The organism is Methanococcoides seepicolus, from assembly GCF_023684405.1.
GTDB lineage: Archaea > Halobacteriota > Methanosarcinia > Methanosarcinales > Methanosarcinaceae > Methanococcoides > Methanococcoides seepicolus.
The window spans coordinates 1-19246 of record NZ_JAGSOI010000018.1 but is presented as its reverse complement, the minus strand read 5'-3'; the positions used below and the strand labels follow the sequence as shown (position 1 = coordinate 19246).

At 39.5% G+C, this 19246-nt stretch carries 13 protein-coding genes; 2 read left to right on the top strand and 11 right to left on the bottom strand.

The features are described from left to right. Positions 1-697 (top strand): hypothetical protein (locus tag KDK67_RS06055; protein ID WP_250867930.1); only part of this gene is annotated, 697 nt, incomplete at its 5' end. A 70-nt stretch (positions 698-767) separates the two neighbouring features. Beyond that, the gene (locus tag KDK67_RS06050) at positions 768-1466 is read left to right on the top strand and encodes an ATPase domain-containing protein (protein ID WP_250867300.1); all 699 of its coding nucleotides are present in this window, start codon (positions 768-770) and stop codon (positions 1464-1466) included. Between the two features lie 466 nt (positions 1467-1932). Here KDK67_RS06050 and KDK67_RS06045 read toward each other — a convergent pair whose 3' ends face one another. From KDK67_RS06045 to mtaA, 11 genes are all read right to left on the bottom strand, one after another. Then, positions 1933-3078 (bottom strand): GTP-binding protein, encoded by a 1146-nt coding sequence (locus tag KDK67_RS06045; protein ID WP_250867299.1) that lies wholly within the window; start codon positions 3076-3078, stop codon positions 1933-1935. Between the two features lie 108 nt (positions 3079-3186). After that, positions 3187-5103, bottom strand: a complete 1917-nt coding sequence (locus KDK67_RS06040; protein WP_250867298.1) for a hydantoinase/oxoprolinase N-terminal domain-containing protein — start codon at positions 5101-5103, stop codon at positions 3187-3189. Positions 5104-5142: 39 nt separating this feature from the next. Next, complete coding sequence (locus KDK67_RS06035; protein ID WP_250867297.1) at positions 5143-5991, bottom strand: cation diffusion facilitator family transporter; 849 nt, start codon at positions 5989-5991, stop codon at positions 5143-5145. A 108-nt stretch (positions 5992-6099) separates the two neighbouring features. Then, positions 6100-6654, bottom strand: a complete 555-nt coding sequence (locus KDK67_RS06030) for an acetate uptake transporter (RefSeq protein ID WP_250867296.1) — start codon at positions 6652-6654, stop codon at positions 6100-6102. A 381-nt stretch (positions 6655-7035) separates the two neighbouring features. Continuing rightward, a complete protein-coding gene (gene mtaB / locus KDK67_RS06025) occupies positions 7036-8421 on the bottom strand; it encodes a methanol--corrinoid protein co-methyltransferase MtaB (RefSeq protein ID WP_250867295.1) in 1386 nt (461 codons plus the stop codon). A 13-nt stretch (positions 8422-8434) separates the two neighbouring features. Further along, positions 8435-9205, bottom strand: a complete 771-nt coding sequence (gene mtaC / locus KDK67_RS06020; protein WP_250867294.1) for a methanol--corrinoid protein MtaC — start codon at positions 9203-9205, stop codon at positions 8435-8437. A gap of 792 nt (positions 9206-9997) precedes the next feature. Beyond that, on the bottom strand, positions 9998-11380 hold the full coding sequence (gene mtaB, locus KDK67_RS06015; RefSeq protein WP_250867293.1) for a methanol--corrinoid protein co-methyltransferase MtaB: 1383 nt from the start codon (positions 11378-11380) through the stop codon (positions 9998-10000). 12 nt (positions 11381-11392) lie between these two features. Beyond that, positions 11393-12157 carry a methanol--corrinoid protein MtaC gene (gene mtaC, locus KDK67_RS06010; RefSeq protein WP_250867292.1) on the bottom strand — a complete coding sequence of 255 codons (765 nt, stop codon included), beginning with the start codon at positions 12155-12157 and terminating at the stop codon, positions 11393-11395. A gap of 120 nt (positions 12158-12277) precedes the next feature. After that, positions 12278-15628, bottom strand: coding sequence for a PAS domain S-box protein (locus tag KDK67_RS06005; protein ID WP_250867291.1), 3351 nt, complete (start codon positions 15626-15628; stop codon positions 12278-12280). 302 nt (positions 15629-15930) lie between these two features. Continuing rightward, positions 15931-17541: a methylamine methyltransferase corrinoid protein reductive activase gene (locus tag KDK67_RS06000; protein ID WP_250867290.1), complete on the bottom strand. Its 1611-nt coding sequence runs from the start codon at positions 17539-17541 to the stop codon at positions 15931-15933. 144 nt (positions 17542-17685) lie between these two features. Beyond that, positions 17686-18702 carry a methylcobamide:CoM methyltransferase MtaA gene (gene mtaA, locus KDK67_RS05995; protein WP_250867289.1) on the bottom strand — a complete coding sequence of 339 codons (1017 nt, stop codon included), beginning with the start codon at positions 18700-18702 and terminating at the stop codon, positions 17686-17688. Between the last annotated feature and the right edge of the window lie 544 nt (positions 18703-19246).

The following is a 19246-nucleotide window of genomic DNA, read 5'->3' as shown; positions in this document are numbered from 1 at the left end:
AGAAACAAAGGACATCAATAGGTATATTTCACTTGTTTCAACTGATGGGGAAGTTCTCGAGCGTGCTTTTGATACACTGAAGATACGAAAACTTGTGGATGAAAATGCACAAATAACACAACAGGGCCATTATTACCTTGAAAATATCAAAGAAGAAAATCCATTCGATAATGCTCTAACATTGCCATCTTTGTTCTCATCAAGTGAAATTCCCAACACATTCACACCAAAGAGCAATATTGTGAGATATACTAAAAAATATGAATATTCATCAGTATCAGGGACTGTTTTTCTTGAAGATCTCTGGTATTTTGTCCTATCCCCTGAGATCAGGAACATCAGCATAAATAAGATCGATATTTTCGATATGGAACTCCATTTGCAGAATCTATCAGGTGCAACCATATTGATAGAATCAGAAGATAATAGAGTTCTTCTGGCACTATCAAAAATATTGAATATGAAAGAAAATCTGCATACAAGAGTATTGAATTGCCTTTTCGTAGGTATTAAGGAAGAAAAGGATATAGTCAATCTTCTGTACATTGAACCTCATGAACTTGAGATGTCAATGAAACAAATGCTCGAAAGTAAAGTGATAAACGCTGAAAATATCCTTACTGAAAAAGGGATTGAAACAATAAAACATATCCTTAAGATCAAAAATTTATCCAGACAGGAACAAAATGTTTTATGATAATTGATCGCATTATAGTATAAATAAAATTTAATTATGTCAACGTTATTATAGAAAGTGGAGGAATTTTGTGAGATTTATTGATACTATTGAAGGGCTGAACGAGATATTCAGTACAGATATACCAAAAGGAAGTGTGGTTTTAATAACAGGTGCACCTGGAACTCTTAAATCCGGAATTACTTTTTCCATCCTTTCAAAATACCTGAATAATGTCGGAGAGTTCGGGACCTACATTACCCTTGAGCAAAGCAAAGATAACCACCTTGCGAACATGGAAAGTATGGGACTGGAACTTTCGGATAATCTATCAATATCTGATTTTAGCGATTATAGACTTCAATACGATGATTTTTCAGGCGATCTGCTAAACCTTATAGAGACAAATATCCTGCAATATAAGCAGAAGATGGGCGATAAGTTTACTTGTGTAGCATTGGACTCCCTTGGTGCCCTTTACTCGCTCCTCGATGTTGAACCTCAAAGGATGAGAAAAAGACTTTACCATCTTTTCGAACCACTCAGGCGTGAAAATCTGACAACGTTCGTGATACTTGAAACCACTGAATCCCTTGGAATGAATTATGCAGATAACTTTGAAAGTTATCTTGCAGACGGTATCATAGAACTGGGAATTCACATGAAGGACAATACAACGAAACGTTATATACAAGCTAGAAAAATGCGTGCTTCAGCACACAGCATGGATCCCTTCATACTTACGGTCTCAGATGAGGGACTTAAGGTGTATAGAGGAAATATCTTCTGAAATTTCAAGTACCAGATATTAAGCAAACCCCACTCCTACGAATATAAGTTTAGTCTCCATCGGAGGATGATGCCAACCTTCCGGTGAGAGGCGTTCTTCCATTACAGTTATACTCACTTTGTTTTTCATCTTTCTATAACAAATTATTTTTATCAATCAGTTGTTAAGGTCGATGAACAATACAACATACCGGATTGGGTATATGATTGGTAGATTGTTGTATATATGTATCCAGAACAATATGAGTCCCGAATATATTTGAACATTATTAAGGATTTTTCATCGATTGCACCGGTTTTAATCTTGGTTTGTTGGAAATATTTATTGGCTTTTTCTTAATATTGTTACATTTGTTTGTATTTTAAATTACATGTATTTGTCAAATTCTATGCATATTATGCAAAAAAAAGAGTTGCTCCAAAATTAAATATTTGTTAGGAGCATACTGAAATTGTTAGTAACCGTCTCAAGGATTGTGCTCATGATGTGCTTCAAGCTGTTCGATCTCAATTCCATAACGCTTGAATACATCTGTTGCGAAGGTATCGACGATCTTCACAAGTTCTTTTTTTTCCATCTTCGAGATTGCTGAAAGTATCTTTAACTTAAGGATCTCATTCTTTCCTGTTTCGATCAGTTCTAATTGTGGATCTTCGAAGTATGCAGTTACATTCATTTTTACTGTATCTGTATCAGAATTCAAGAACATCTTGATATGGCCAATGAACTCGGGGCTATGTTCCATAACTTCTGCTTTTATGTTCGTCATGAGCTCCTTTGCGATCAGCTTTGCCCTATCGATATCTGTCCTGTCTTTGATCTTATACTCTGCAGCATAGGTTGCAACACCTGATGCATCAATGGAGCTTTCTGTTTCCTGCTCATTCCTGATAAGCTCCATATCGTTCTTGCTGACAAGGGATATGCCATTTGCAGGGGCAATGGATGTTTTTCCCATCTCTTTTGGCTTCGTTTCCTGAACTTTGACATCAAGAGATCTATTAAGCAGCTCATCAGGAAGTATCATGTCCATGAAACTATAGAACTTTTCATCGCTATTATTTGCAGAGATCCGTATTATTTTTGCTTTTCTGTTGAGCTGCTGTACAGATTCTTCTACGATAGATATTTGTATCTTGTCCATAAGGTCGATCTTATTGATGGCAAGGATATCTGCATCCTCTATCTGGCGAGTGGAGAAATGTCTCATCTCTTTTAACAAGTGTTTGAACCTGCTGCCATCTATAAGGGTCACAAGAGGTGCTATTTCCGCACCTTCTCCAAGGTCCATCAGCTCGATCTCTCTTTTGATCACATTTGGAAATGCAATTCCGGTAGGTTCTATTATAAGGACATCCGGATTGTAAGAATTATATAACGTTATCACAGTTGAGCGAAGTCCCATCTTGAGTGAACAACAGATGCAACCGTTCGTTATCTCTTTTGTATCGAAACCGAACTTGCTGATGATATCACCGTCGATCCCGATCTCTCCTATCTCGTTGACAATAATAGCAACTTTGTGCCCCTTGTCCACAAGGTACTTCCCCATATTGATTATCGTGGTAGTTTTTCCGCTTCCAAGAAAACCGCCAACTACAAGTGTTAACATTTTATTAGCTCCTCTTTTTTTTCATGAACGCATCATCCGATCCAAAAATGATACGTTCTTTTCTTTTTATATCTTCGATATATCTTCTGACAATTCAAATACTAGGCCTTAAACAAAACCCAAGCCTACGAATATAAGTTTAGTCTCCATCGGAGGATGATGCCAACCTTCCGGTGAGAGGCGTTCTTCTGTAACACTTATGCTTACTTTGTTTTCCATGATCCCACACTCTGCCATATAGGAATGGATCAAAGCCCTGCCATGCTCGTTAACAAATTCAAGTGCTTCTACATAAGTATTGAACTTCTCTCTTCTTTCAGGTGAATAGACAAAGAATTCTTTATCCGGATCATTCAGAGATAATGGCTTGATCATTATTTCCAGACGTTTGACACCTTTACCAAACAAAGCTCCTGCTGCATTCCCTACATCTGAATGTTGAGGAACTATGATGTCCGCTTTGATAAAGGAACTAATCTCATCCCCATAAGCAGATACAGGCCCTCCAATAAGCACTACTGGCAATTCTACATCGAACCTTGCTTTGAAATTGTGATCAACGATACCACCGATGCTCTCCGAATCAACGCCTGGCAACAGGTACGACATCAGTTCGAATGCCATATTTCTCGCAAAACGTTTTTTGAGTAAAGAACACATTTCATATTTGCCTATATTGTTCAATTTAGCCAGAACATCGGCAGCCAGCTTTGAAGCTTCTTGATCCCATTGATCATATTCTCCCAGGACATGCAATACATCAGTAGGGGTAAAACCAATAGCCTGCACAAGCCTTTTGCTTATCAGAGAGCTTAAGACAAAAGTTGAAGGTGGTCCTTTAAGCATTATGAAAATGTCCTCAAATGAGACAGGATCATCTCCAATAACAGATATTAACACCTTTTCATTTTCATTCAATTCAATAGGTTCCTGCCTGGTCCTTACAAAGAACTTTGTAGGCTGTATATTTTCATCCAGAAGTCTGCGTGCGATCCATTTAATGTTCTTAAGTTTTTCAGGAAAACCAGGATATTTGACCGCTGCAACACAGATCGGCTCCACTCTTCTGGGACCAATGACCAGATCCTTATCTCTTGTCCATATATGACTATCACCCCCCATTGCCGATGTTTCCATGTGGATCGCTTTTACACGCGTTTGCCATTTTCCGACAACTGCACCAGACTCACTAATATCTGGTACGCCCTCACAGAGCATTGATACATCTGTACTTGTACCGCCGACATCTATCACAACGCAACTTTCAAGACCTGAAAGAAAAGAAGCGCCAATAAGACTTGCAGCCGGACCTGAAAATATCGTCTCGATAGGTCTTTCAAGTGCATCCCTGATACCAACGACAGAACCGTCACATTTGAGCATAAGTAATCTTGCATCCATATCACGCCTTTTTATCTCAGAGATCATCGCTTCTATGAAATTCTCACCGACAGGTAAAAGCTGTGCATTAAGGTATGCTGTAACTGCTCTTTCGTAAGCACCAATATCCTGTGTTAGCTCGTGCCCACAAACGACTGGCATTCCCGTAAGCTTTGATATGAGCTGTTTTGTCTTTAGCTCATGCTCAGGATTCCTTATACTGAAATGGGACGATACCGCAAAAGCAGATACTCTGCCCTTTGAACCAAGGACGAAATTCTTTATAGCATCAACATCAAGCGGCTTTAATTCATCCCCCATGTGATCATGACCTCCTGCTACAAAGATGATATCACTTGTCGGGAAATTCTTATTGAGAGAATGATCCCCTATGAGAATAAGACCCACAGGATAGCCAGTATCTTCCAGCACAGTATTCGTTGCAAGTGTGGTTGAAACCGATATGACATCTACATTTTTCAGATATTTTTCATCGATCCCGTCAATTGCATTCCGTATTCCTTCAATATGATCAGGATAGGTGGTCAATGCCTTGTTGGACATCACTACAGACCTGTCACGATCACTTATAAGAATTGCATCAGTATAGGTTCCACCTGCATCGATACCAAGACTATATTGCATTATTTCACCATGATCCTAATAAAATAGTATTCAATTATTTCATCGCCTCTCAGGAGGCTCGATGTGTACAAGTACATCTGAGATCCCTGTAAATGTTCTTTTAAGTTCTTTTTCAATACTTTCAACTATTCTCTGTGCTTCCATAACATAGATATCAGAATCCACTTTCACGTGAATATCCACAAACAGATCGTCCGGTGAACCGTGAGTTCGCACTTTATAGCAATTCTCAATTCCTTCAATGGACCTTACAAGACGTCGAACATTGCTTTCATCAAGACAGCATGCATCGCATAATACGTTGCAAGACATGATGACGATCGATATGCAATATTTCGTAAGTACGAGAATTAGCAACACCGTTTCCAACATTAAAACAGTTGGACTGACTTGAATGAACAAGGTCAGAGCGATCAAAACTGAAAACATAACATCTAATTTAAGTGCAAATGAATGGGATATCCCAGCCTGATCAAATTCATCCAAAGAGCAATATTTCAGAATAGCTACTGATAGAATAACAGACATTAAAAGCAAGATATAGATGGAAGTATCCGGCAATAGAGAGTTACTTCCATTAACGGTAGAGTGAACTTCAGAGAGGATATACAGACTTGCCAGAATAAAGATCAGTGCAATGAACAATGATATCAGAGAACTGTATTTTTTGTACCCGTATGGATGAAAATGGTCGGTCGAAAGTGAGATGATACTAGGTACAAAGTGATGAACTAAGGCAATGATACCGATAAATAAGGCAAAATATCCTGTAACCTGCACAGCAAGAATATCAGAATAGGTCCCTGCAAATATCCTTAACAGAGCTATTTCGATAAAGACGGAAAGAGCAAGATATCCAGTTCCGTTCTTTCTGGTAGAGGTCCTCAATTGTTACCACCTGGCATTTTATTTTTGTTTTTAAGGAGGGGAATGACCGACCTTATGGACGGTCACGGTCTGAATATTACGTATCTGACATTCTAGCTAGATCTTAGCTTAGAGTGGAGCTACTGTCTTTCCAAAAACTGAATTTGTTACAAGCGCCAGAGATGTGTACAAAGCTGAGATCCCAAGTAACAAAGTCATGTAACCTGCAAGTGGACCAATGCCCATTCCGAAGTTTGCCGCTGCGTTAAGGAAAAATGTCAGAGTAAGAGTGATGAAAACGATGGTTATCGCCTTAACCCCGATCTTGAATGTTACAAGCAGCAGTACAAGGGAAACAAGCCCCCAGATGAATAGATAGAAGCCTATTGAAGTTGCACTGGCTGCTCCAAGAACTCCGCTTGCAAGACCTGAGGACATCAAGATGAATGCAAAGGAGAACCAGAACAGACCAAATGCTGAAAAAGCAGTTGCACCGAATACATCACCTTTTTTCCAGCCCTGGATACCTGCAAATACCTGTGCAAATCCTCCGAGGAAGATCGACATTGAGACGACCATTGTAGCATCTGCGAAAAAACCTGAACCCATCATTCCCAGCATTGTGGCTGCAAAACCAAGTCCTGCAAATCCGAGTGGTGCATGATCTGCTGTTTTATCGATCATGTGAAATCCATCCGCAGGGTTACATAAAATACAGTTCTCTGGTATTTCTTCATTATTTGTCAAATATGATCACTTCCGTTAGTTCGATTAATAAATTTTATGAAATACAATAAATAATATTATAACTCGACATATACAAATGATTGTTAAATGTGATTCTGGGCAAAACTGCACCCATTAATAAATATCAAAAAGACATAAAGGAGTAAAGGGGTTTTAAATTTCTGAATATCACCTCCCGTATTATGTTTTAGAAGAAAATGTTTGTGATTATAAGGTCAAATTGAAAATATCGTGCAATACACATTTTTCAAGGTGATGGGAGTAGCCCCGAGCAATACGGGGCTACAGTCCACGTTTGGAGACTTCGATGCTAAATGCTTAGAGACCGTAGTTCTCTGGCAGGAAGACCTTAACTTCTTCCTTGTACTTGGTCATGCAATCGCTCATGAAAGTATCCTGGTCGTCTGTGAGTGCCATAAGTGCAGCTTTTGCGTCTGCAAGGGCGCCCTTTTCGAACTTGGTCATTTCGAGCTTGCCAGCTATTCCTTCTTCCATGATCTCTACTGACTTGAGTGCAGCGTTCTTTGCACGGAGGTAAATGTCATTACCGTCCTTGACAATAGCTTCACCCACGCGGTATGCGTTGTCATATGCAAGAACATAGCCCTGTGGGTCCCTGTACTTGTCAGAAAGCATAAAGAGGTCCCTGAGAGTCTTTTCCTGACCTGTTGCAGTTGCTGTGTTCATCAAAGCACAGTCATACGCAAGGGATTCTCCCCAGCACTGGACAGATGTACCACCGAATTCAGCATGGTATTCAACCGATTCGTTGGACCAGAGGTCACAGCACTGCATGACAACGTTACCCATGACATCAGAGTGTGCACATGTGGAGGTCTTACCTTCTTGTGAGATAGGTACACCGGATATCGCTTTTATGATAGTGTTTTCATATCCACAGTCTTTACCGGGCCCTACAGCACCTGCTTCATATGCTGCAAGTGATCTTGGTGCAGAGATAGCTCTTGCGATGATAGCAAGGGTGTGTGCAAGGTTCTTGTCAAGAAGACCGCCACCAATGAACATTGCAGTGTTTGCTTCGGAACAGTCAGTGTCACCTGCGGAGACTACTCCGTGCTTCTTTGCAACAGAGCTGATCTCCTGCCAGATGAAATCCATATCCATGGTTCCAAGGCAGCCAATTGCATAAAGCATACCAGGTACATCATTTCTTAGGATCGAATAGTCGAATACTTCCTTACCGCCCATTGACTCAAGGGAAAGCATGTCAGCTCCATTTGCTGCAATTTCTTCGAATGATTCCATAAGAACTGTGAACTTGTCACCTCTAAGATCAAGGTAATCACGGTCTTCACGGATATCACCTGGGGTGTGTCTTAATGCGCATTTGATGCCGTATTCATCGTGGAACTCTTCCATGATGGTCTTCTGTGCGTGTGCGACCTCTCCTCCCCATGTTGGGTTGTTGGTCATCTGCTCGACGTGTTCTGTCTCAAGGACAACAGCAGGGAAACCTACCTGGACCATACGGTTCATGATATCTGTGGTTATCCTCTGGTATTCTTTGACGAGCTTCTCTTTTGATGCACCGGCTTCAGGCCTTGGTGCATAGTTAATTTCAGGTGTAGTGTATCCGCCACCGATCTCGAGTCCAAGTCCTGTTTTTACAGGGTGCTTACACTTACCAAAGATCATGTCATCTGCACTATCATATGCCATTTTTGTATATCTGTTGATTGCCATTTTTCTCACCTCTTCAGTGTTTGTGGAATTCCTCTTTCAGTGCACTAATGCTAGATCCTGCAAGGATCTTGTCAGCGATCTTAGGTGCGTCAGCAGCTTCTTCGCCATAAATACCCAAATCATAGGTAGATACGAAGTCCTGGTTTACAGCTCCACCACCACAGGCGAATGGAACATTAAGACTTGCTTCAAGTAACCTGTCGTTGACTGCTTTGAAAGCATACATTGTTGTGGTCATCAGTGCAGTACCTGTAAGCATGAGAGGTTTCTCTGCCTTGACAGCTTCAATGACTTCATCCACAGGAACATCACGGCCAAGGTCAACTACCTCATATCCGTTTGCTCTGAGAAGTGCAGCAACTATTGTCTTACCGATGTCGTGAACATCTCCTTCTGCAACATGGCAGACAACCTTGCCCTTTGAAACAGGTGCTTCATCGGACTGTGACTTACAGAACTCGATACCGTCGAGCATTGCATCTGCGGACATCATTACGTTTGGCAGGAAGATCGTTCCCTGATCATACAGATCAGTAACTACTTTCATGCCAACCATTAGAGCATCGTCGATCAGAGCAATTGGGTTCTTTCCTGCTGCGATGGCCTTTTCGAGACCTTCGATAACGTCGTCTTCCTCACCGTCAAAGATTGCTACTGCAATTTGTCTGTATAACTCATCCTTAGGATAAAGTTCAGCTGCAGCGTCTTTAGGCGTCATTGCCTTCTCCAATTTCACATTATATCTTACCAGAATATCACTGGGGTCTATATCCAAACTGGTCATGTTTTACTTCCTTTGTTTTTTTAATAATAAATGAAGTGCCATTCTTCTTGGGAAGAATACCACCCTCGATCCAATCATAGGATTTCGTTCTGAAAACCTATTCAAACGTCTCTCATACCAATATATAAACATTTGTTTTCAAATGATTTTATATATATGTATTACGATTTGATTAAAAAAAAGTGCAAAGGTGAAATAGAGAAAAAATAAGCTTTCTTGATGTCGAAAATACATAATAAAATTAACAATATCGAAAACAAACAAAATAAATTTAGTAAATACGTTTATATAATATAATTAAGTTAGCTTTAAAAATAACTAATATATAAACCATTTGTAAAATGGAAATCTTTAATCGATACTAATATTAATAAATAAAGGCTATTGATGCTTATTTTTAAACATATCTATTGATTTTATAGAAATATATACACTTTATAGTAGAAATTTATAAATATTAAATATCATTGTGTAGTTTTGGTCAAATGAAAAGAAAACGATATCAATAAAAGGATTAACTGGAAATAACAATTCAAGATCATTTTATTATATCAACAAAATTAAACAATAATATGTATATGCACAAAGTATTAACTAAATATTATATATAATTATTAATTCATATTTCTTCGAATAATACAAAACAGTTAAATACTACATATTGAGGCATCAAAGATCCAATCTAGAAAATGAGAGTAGATGACTGAAAAATTCATTGCACGACAATCGTAACGAAAAGAAAAAGAGAAAATGGGCCGTAATATGAAGATATGAAAGATAAAAATGAAAACTTCAGTAACCGTAATTTTTAGGTATGAAGTTCTCCATAGTTGAAAATTTGTCCATATTCTCTTCAATGAAAACATCCTTTTCATCAGTAAGTGAATGAAGGGACTTGATCGCCTTTGCAAGAGATGCTTTCTCAAAGCGCGAAAGTTCAAGCTGTCCACGAGAACCTTCATCAACGATGTTACATGCCTCGATCGCAGCATTCTTAGCACGTAGATAAATATCATTACCATCCTTTACGATCGATTCACCTATCCTATAAGCATTATCGAATGCAAGTATGAATGCCTGAGAATCCCTATATCTATCTGAGACCATGAAAACATCCCTGAAGACCTTCGCATATCCAGCCTCTATTGCCGTATTCATCATGGAACAATCATAAGATAGAGTCTCCCCCCAACATTGAACGCTTGTACCACCGAACTCACCACGGTACTCCACAGATTCATTGGACCAGAGATCACAACATTGCATAGCGAGATTACCCATGAGATCAGAGTGAGCACAAGTTGATCCCTTTCCTTCCTGTGAGATAGGGACACCAGCGATAGCCTTGATTATAGTGTTTTCATATCCACAATCTTTACCGGGACCGACAGCTCCTGCTTCATAGGCAGCAAGTGAACGCGGTGCTGAAACCGCTCTTGTCACAACAGCAAGCGTGTGGGCAAGTTTTCTGTCAAGTAGACCACCTGCAATGAACATTGCAGTATTAGCCTGAGAACAATCAGTATCTCCAGCAGCCACAACATCATGTTTCTTTGCTATTTTGCTAATATCTTCCCATATGAACTCCACATCAAGAGTGCCGAGGATACCTATTGAAAAAAGCACTCCTGAGATATCGTTCCTTAATATTGATGAATCAAAGACGCTCTTACCACCAAGTGATTCAATGGAAAGCATGTCAGCTCCATTGGAAGCAACCTCTTCAAAAGATTCCAGCAACATACCATAAGAATCGCCTCTAAGATCGAGGGATTCTTTTCCACCTCGAATATCAGCAGGCGTATGGCGCAATGCACATTTGATGCCATATTCATCATAAAACTCTTCCATAATGGTCTTCTGTTCATGTGCTATCTCTGCACCCCATGACGGATTGACGGTCATTTGTTGCACATGTTCCGTTTCAAGCACCACCGAAGGGAAACCAACCTGTACCATTCGTTGCAGGACATCCGTTGTGATCTTCTGGTATTCTGCAATAAGTTTCTCTTTAGACTCACCCGCTGCTGGTCTTGGTGCATAGTTGACTTCCGCTGAAGTATATCCTGCCCCGATCTCCAGATCAAAACCTGTCTTAACAGGATAGATAGAATGTCCAAAGACCATATCTTCAAGGTCATCATAAGCCATTTTATTATAACGTTTTAAACTCAAACCTATTCCTCCTCAGTGTTTATGGAACTCCTTCCTGAGCTGGCTAATATTCAAGCCGTTGATGATAGCATCTGCGATCTTTGGTACGTCAGCAGCCTCTTCACAATAAAGACCAAGTTCATACTGGGATACAAAATCCTGTGTTACCGCACCTCCACCACACACAACAGGTACATTGATATCACTTTCAAGCAAACGGGAATTCACATCCTTGAAACCAATCATAGTTGTCGTCATTAACGACGTTCCCGTAAGCATAATGGGTTTTTCCTTTTTGACAGCCGCAATGACCTCTTCCACACAGACATCCTTTCCAAGGTCTACAACTTCATACCCCTTCGCCCTGAGAAGAACGGTCACGATCTTCTTACCAATATCATGGATGTCCCCTTCCACAACATAGGAAACGATCTTACCCTTGTATTCATGGTCCTGACCGAAATGTTCTTTACAATATTCGATACCTTCCATCATTGCCTGCGCTGAAATTATGACATCTGGAAGGTAGAGAACACCGTCATCATAAAGAGTGGAGACTATTTCCATACCCACCATCAGTGCATTGTTAATAAGGTTCAGTGGGTCCAGTCCATTATTGATCGCATTCTGGATACTTTCCACAACCTCGTCTTCATCTCCTTCAAAGATAGCCTTTGCGACCTCCCGTATATTTTCTTCCACAGGGAATAATTTCTCGGCCACCTCTTCAGGAGTCATTTCTTTTTCCACTTTTACATTATATCGTACTAATATGCGTTGAGGATTAATATCGATCACAATTTAGCCCTCCATTAAAATAATTAATATAAATGCCTACAACTATACTGATGTGATAAGATAAATGCAAACATGTGATAAGAACATTGTTTGCCAGGCAGACAAAACATAAAGGTCCCTTTAATTTTTGCCAACCTCCCGACAGATAGCAATGATCGCATCCTGACGATTCCATTTACCCTTTTGCAATCTTGTTTCCACAGACATAAGCATGCCAGTACCTGTAACCAAAGGTAACCTGAACTCGATCTTGTTATCTGCAAGTGCATCCCCAAAGAGACTTGCTGCTTCGAGTACCTTATTATGCGGATGTATTTTTATGAAATTCATACCAGTGATCTCTTCTTTTGAGTAAGCTAGTTTTTTCGAGACTGCCTCATTGCTGTAGAGTACACAACCCTCACTGTCCAGAACAAAGATCAGATCCTCAATGCCATCAACAAGTGATTTAAGGTCGTTCTGGTTCTTTTGCATATCTACTTCCGTTTCAATGCGACCGATGATGGAACCCATCTGTTCAGCAACTGTTTCTACCGATGTACGAATATTGTACGGCATTTCATATTCAGTACGCGATGCAAGGAAAAGAACAGCCACTTCTTCCTCTTGATACTTCACCGGGATCACAGCTGTTGCCAGCAGCCCTTCATCTACCCTGTTATCACGCTTTGTCACAGGATAGATCTCGGAATACATTTTATAAAGCGGATAACCCATCATGAAAAATCGACTCTGCATGGAATCTGCTGCGTAATGAGAATTAGTTTTTACAAAATTTTCCGAAAGTCCTTTGTGGGATATAAGGTTCAGTCCGCCATTATTCTTGTCTATCAGGTAGAGACTACCAGAATCAATACTTTCTATATGTAAAGCAAATTCCAGAAGCTGGTCAAAGGTTTCCTGAAGGTCCCCTGAAGGAGTGAAGAAATTACCGACCTCGGATTCAATGTTCAGGAACTGATTGATCCTCTTACGCTCAGTGATATCTATGATGATACCCTGTATATGCACAAGATCACCTTCCTCATCATACTGCGGAGTGGACCTCTCAACAACCCATCGAACATCATCAGAACTGGTGATTATCCTGTATTCGAGACGATATTCAGAAGCATTTTCTGCAAATTTCCGGGCAAAATAGCTATGCACCCTTTCCGCATCAGAAGGGTGAATAATGTCACCGTATTGTAGTTTGCCAGAAAGAAAATCCGACGGAGAATATCCAAATGTATCGATGTTCTCAGAAACGAATTCAACTGGCCATCCCGACTGCGCATTCCAGAAAAATACAATTGCCGGACTGCTTTTGATAACCGTTTGCAATACCTTTTGTACTTCCAGTGAATCAAGCAGTTCCTGTTCTTTCTTTTTCTGTTCAGTTATGTCACGTATAATAGCCATTACAGCAGGCTTGCCCTGATCATATATGCGTGAAGGGCTTATCTCAACAGGAACAGTTTCACCCTTACGATCAAGCAGATTGACCTCGAATTTATTAGAGCTGCTCTTCTGTTTTTCCATTATCTTCGAGAACTGCTTAGTCACCATTCGCCGATATTCAGGTGACAGATAAGAAGAAAAACTGGAGTTATGCACCTTTTGAGGAGTAAAACCAACAATCTCACAGAACATTGAATTTACAAATCCCAGCACATCATCACGAATTATGACAATGCCGTCATTCCCGTTCTTAACGAGATTGGAGTACTTTTCTTCCGATACACGCAAAGCTTCATCAGCTTCCCTATGCTCGATCAGTTTTGTTATTTCCTGGATCAATAGTGCCAGGTTACGAGTATCAAGATCATCATAAAGAGAATCTTTGTTGCCAACTCCCAGAACGAATCGCTCACCTTCTTCATTGGAGACCGGAATATCAAAATGGCGTGTGATCGTACCGGTCATATTATGGTCTTTTTCCATTTCAAAAAGATCATTCGGGTAATTTGAAAGCAAATATTTCCCACTTGAGCTCACTTTGATAGCCCTGCTGGAAATGTCAAACGGATAATCACCCAGGTCCTTGCTCAGTTCGTATTGACCCTTTTCGTCTGTTAAAAGGAGGAAGACCATATCAAAAGAGTTGTCTTCACGGACACTGACAAGGTAACCGATATTGCTCTGAGTGAGTCTTGCAGCAGCCTCCAAAGTGAAATATAATATATCTTCAATGGATTCATCAGACATCTGGTTGAGTTCAAGAAGTATCTCAAGACGAGACTCGTTTAGCTGGAGAGAATGTTCACCCATCTTCCTCAGGGTGACATCTTCAAATATACCCATTCCACCCTGCAATGATCCATCTACGATCAAAGAACTGAAAGTGACATGCAAGATAGAACTATTATCATTTACAATTAGGTGAACATCATTCTCATAGTTCCTTATCTTTCCCGAGATCACATCACTTATATCGCTACGAACATCTTTGTCACTAAAAAGATCGAGGACATTATAGCCTGTGATCACATCCCGTAAGTGATCGAATATCTCATTGAATACTTCATTTGAATTCGTTATAATTCCTTTTCGGTCAAAACGAACTATACCTATGGGAGATTTTTCAAAGATTATCCTGAAGTTCTTTTCAGTATCAACAAGAGCTTTCTCTGCTTTTCTTTTTTCCCTAATGTCATTTAAGTTCAGCATTACCGCAGACTGTCCTTCGTATTCAATGTAAGAAGTAGTGATCTCCACAGGGATCTCACCTTCAGTAAGCGAAATAATATTTGCTTCATAAATATTGGAGTCATTCTTCTTGCTTGAAAGACATTTATTGTATTTTTTGGAGACCATTCTGCGATATTCAAGTGAAATATGATCAAGGAAAGGCGAACCAATGATATTGTCTTTTGACGATCCTGTCAGTTCACAAAACTTCTCATTTGTATACCGTATTTCATTGTCAAGGACAACAATTACCCCTTCATTACCTTTTTCGACCAACGTTGAATATTGACCTTCGTATTGGATAATTCCCTCTTCCGAGGTTTTCAATTCGTCAATATATTCAAAGGTAACGAGAGCAACACAGCCGCCATCGCATATGATCTGCCTCCTGTTGATCAGCACAGACATTGTACCGGCATTGCTAAAAGGATAGGTCAGTCCAAATTCCTCAAGTAAGAAACCTTCTTTACAAACTCTGCTAAGCCTGTCAAACAGTTCAGGTGAATTTTTCTTGAAATCAACAAATATGTCAGCATCATTTTCCAAGAGTTCAGCAGGTTTAACATTGAACATTTTGTAGAATGAATCATTCGCATATATCAGGTTCAGATCCAGATCAAGTATCATGAGAGCTTCTTTCAAAGATGCTACTATAGCCTCGAAATAATTTCCAGGATCATCGGAAAAAGAGAAAGAACTACAGCTATCAGGTTCTGATATTTCATCAGACACAACTTTAGATGAAGTCATTTTGACAGATATATTACCGGTCTTTTCCATGGAACTGTATATCTTATACATCTCCCGTTTTTGCGTTTTTTGATCTAAACGATTTTTTGTTTTTGATAATGGAATTTGTTTTTAATCCTATTATAAGTAAACAAGCCATGATTTATATCTTATCTTCCGTAAAGATAGAATATCCATATTTTGACGATCTTTCTGAACGAAAGAATTATCTTAAATCAATGAATAAACAAAATTGCTCACATCTAAGATCTATAGTAGCTTCCTTCGATCCAATCTGTTTACTTTTTAGATCTATATCCAGTACATCAGTACAACGGGTGTGAGCAAATAATTCAATGTTCACTTCGTGAAAGTTATTCCACTACTTTGAGAAGATGCCAGTCGAGGACATTTTCCGGACATGTATGGATACATTTCTGACAGTGTGCACCATCACAAAGATCAGTTCTTATTCTTACAGACCGATCATCCTGTTCCAATGCATTATTTGGACACACGTCCACACATTTCTTACAATCGATACAGCCTTCCATATCTATTACTAGAAATGTACCTATCTGGTCGAGCACATGAAGCCCTTCATTCCCAAGATCAGGAATGTCCTTCTCGACTCTTTTTTCGATTTCCGGCTCCTTAGTTACTTCATCAATTGTAGGAAGACCTTTTTTCTTAAGATATTTTTTCAGTGTCTTGAAAGGCATACCCTCGTTCCAATAGGAAAGCTCAAGGATGTAAGCGTCCTTGAATGCTTCATCCATTGCAAACATTACATGTGTGCCAACTATCTCTACTGCGATCTCCTGAAGCTCCCATAATCGTTCTTCTGAAATAAGTATCTCCCTTGCAACGATAAGAGAAGTATTCCCTATCTGGCAGATCTTTGAGACATTATAAGGTATCATGCCGATACGATGAGCTTTTATCGCATCCATATAGGTACCGGCAGCACCGGACATGTATGCGACCTCTACATCTTCCATTGCAATATTCGCAGCATTGCATAATGTCACATGACCGGCACGTATCGCACCGATGGCCCTTCCCGCTTCAGCAAGGTCTTTTTCTGTGAAATGTAGATCATCCTGAAGATAAAGTTTTTTATCAGGCGTATTTATATTTGGTAATTTTATGATGCCATTTTTTATGGCCTCATCGATAAGTGCAATAACACCGGTACCTGTGATGCCAATTGCATGCAAATCACCATTTTTGAGAACAGCCCCATTTTTGTAGTTAACAAGGGAACCACTTACCGTGTTCATTTCCTCATCGAGAACGTAATTCAATATATCCCCATTATTAAATTCAACATCTGATATCACAAATGGACGTGCAATACTTCCGTCCCCGATCTCCTGACCTTCAAGCGCAGGACCTGCTGCTGCAGAACCTGTGAAGATGACATTACCAACCTTTAACGCCATTTCCGCATTAGTACCATAATCGGTTGCAATGGATATCTTTTCTGATTCAAGCATTCCGGATTTTACGATCAATGCAAGAGCATCTGCACCGACCTCGTGTTTGATTGCAGGTGGAATAACTACTTTACAATTAAGGAATTCAAGGCCTTTTACCTGAGTGCTTTCAATGATACAAGCATTCCTTTTTTGTTCCTCGATATTCATCAACTTCTTTTTTCGCTCTCCTGCATAGGCAAGGTCATCGATAGGAATTCCCTGGAACAATGATAATTGTATAGGATTTCCACATATTGCGATTCTCTCAACAAGTCCACCTTCCGGTTCAAGTTCATTAAGGATGTGAATGAAAGCATTGATTACAAGGTCATGAGCTTTGTCCTGACCATATGTCATGGCAAAATCCAGATGATCCATAACGTTCGCACCGGGCAGAGGATTTCTCATTGTGATGACAGTTCTCTGTATCTCACCTGATCCAAGGTCTATTTTTTGTGCCCTGAAACCACTTGTACCAAGATCTATTGCAATTCCTGTTCGCATAGTATTACCTTCTTGCCCGACCGATCAATGTGATCGATAATTATTGGCAGATGATCAAAAAGAAATAAATGAAAGGTCCTGCAAAACAAGACCTTTCCGACTGGATGTTCAGATTTTTGTATATATATTTCGTATCTACAGATATTATGCAATGTATTCGTCCCTTGCTTCAACCAAAGCCTTGACGTTATCTACAGGAGTATTTGGTGCAATACCACATCCAGGAGAAAGAACTGCAACACCATCTTCAAGGGCATTTTTTGAATCTGCTTTGACCTTTTCCACATCACCAGAAAGTAATGTGAACGGACTGGATACATTACCAACAATTACAGCCCTGTCTCCGACAGTTTTGATAGCTCCCCTAAGGTCTGTTACCTTTTCCTCAATGCTAAGTCCCTCGAATTTACAGTCTGCCATCATACCGAGAATAGGAGTGACATTTCCACAAACATGAAGCACCATCGGACATTTGACCCCTTCTGCAAACCTTGCAAGCCTTGGCTTAAGCATCTTGTCAAATGTTTCAGGGTTCATAAGGTCAGGGGATGCTACAGGATCAGGCACACATATTACATCTGCACCTGCATCTGCCAGTGCATTTGCATACACTATACATGCATCTGTGGCAAAGTCAAGGATAGTCTCGAAGTCATCTGGTTTCTTGATAGACCATTTCATGAACTTCTTTACACTTACAAGATCGGATGCGAGGGTTACAGGTCCTTCCATTCCAGCTACCAGAGGAATTTTATCTCCAACTTTGTCGATGATGATCTTCGTTGCATCAAGCACAGCAGGTATTCTGCCATTGCTAAGAAGGTTCTCGGGCATTACGAGGTTGTCAACGCCTTTATATGGGTGATCAGTTACAGATGGTTGTCTGTTCTTTGTTCCCATATTAACTTCACAACCCATAGCTTCTGCAAGAACTGTCAGACAATATGGATATCTCACAGCTTCCAGACCTGCGATCTCGTGTGATGCTACGGCGAGTGTTGCCAGCTTCTCTGCATCAGAATGAGCTTCAGGCCACTCTGCACCGGTCTGATCCATAAGATCAACTATAGCGGTCTGTGTTACAGAGACTACCGGGACTTTATCAACTGGTTCGCGGTTTAACGCGTTCAATAATCTTTCTTTTGGGTTTAAATCGGTCATTTTGATCACTCCTTCATAATTAAAGACCCGGTACATCCGGATGCTGATGTTTTTTGATCGTCGTTCACACCATCCAATTAATCCAGAGATGGAACAACTGATATTGGGTAGCTATACCCAAATTTCAAACTGGAATAATCATATATAAACATATGTATGTTTCATATTTAGTATAAATATGTTACTATATGGCACGTATTTTGAGCAGCATTATTTATTGAAATTATAATATCGATTGATAGCGTTTTTACTAAATACAAGATTTTCTGAAAAATTAACATATAATTTAATACCAAAATTCTTATATATAATACTTGAAAATTTGAAAAATAAAACTAATATAAATACAAAGCTACTGCTAAAAATCTATAATTAAATATATAAGAGTAATAAACGATATCAATAAGCATAATTTATAATAATCAGAATTAATTATTTAAAAAATAGCTATTTGATAGTAGAAAAGTACATATATAAAATTATGAAATACCTGACATTATTAGAGGAAAAAAACAAAAAACAATATCTATTTTAAAAAAATGTC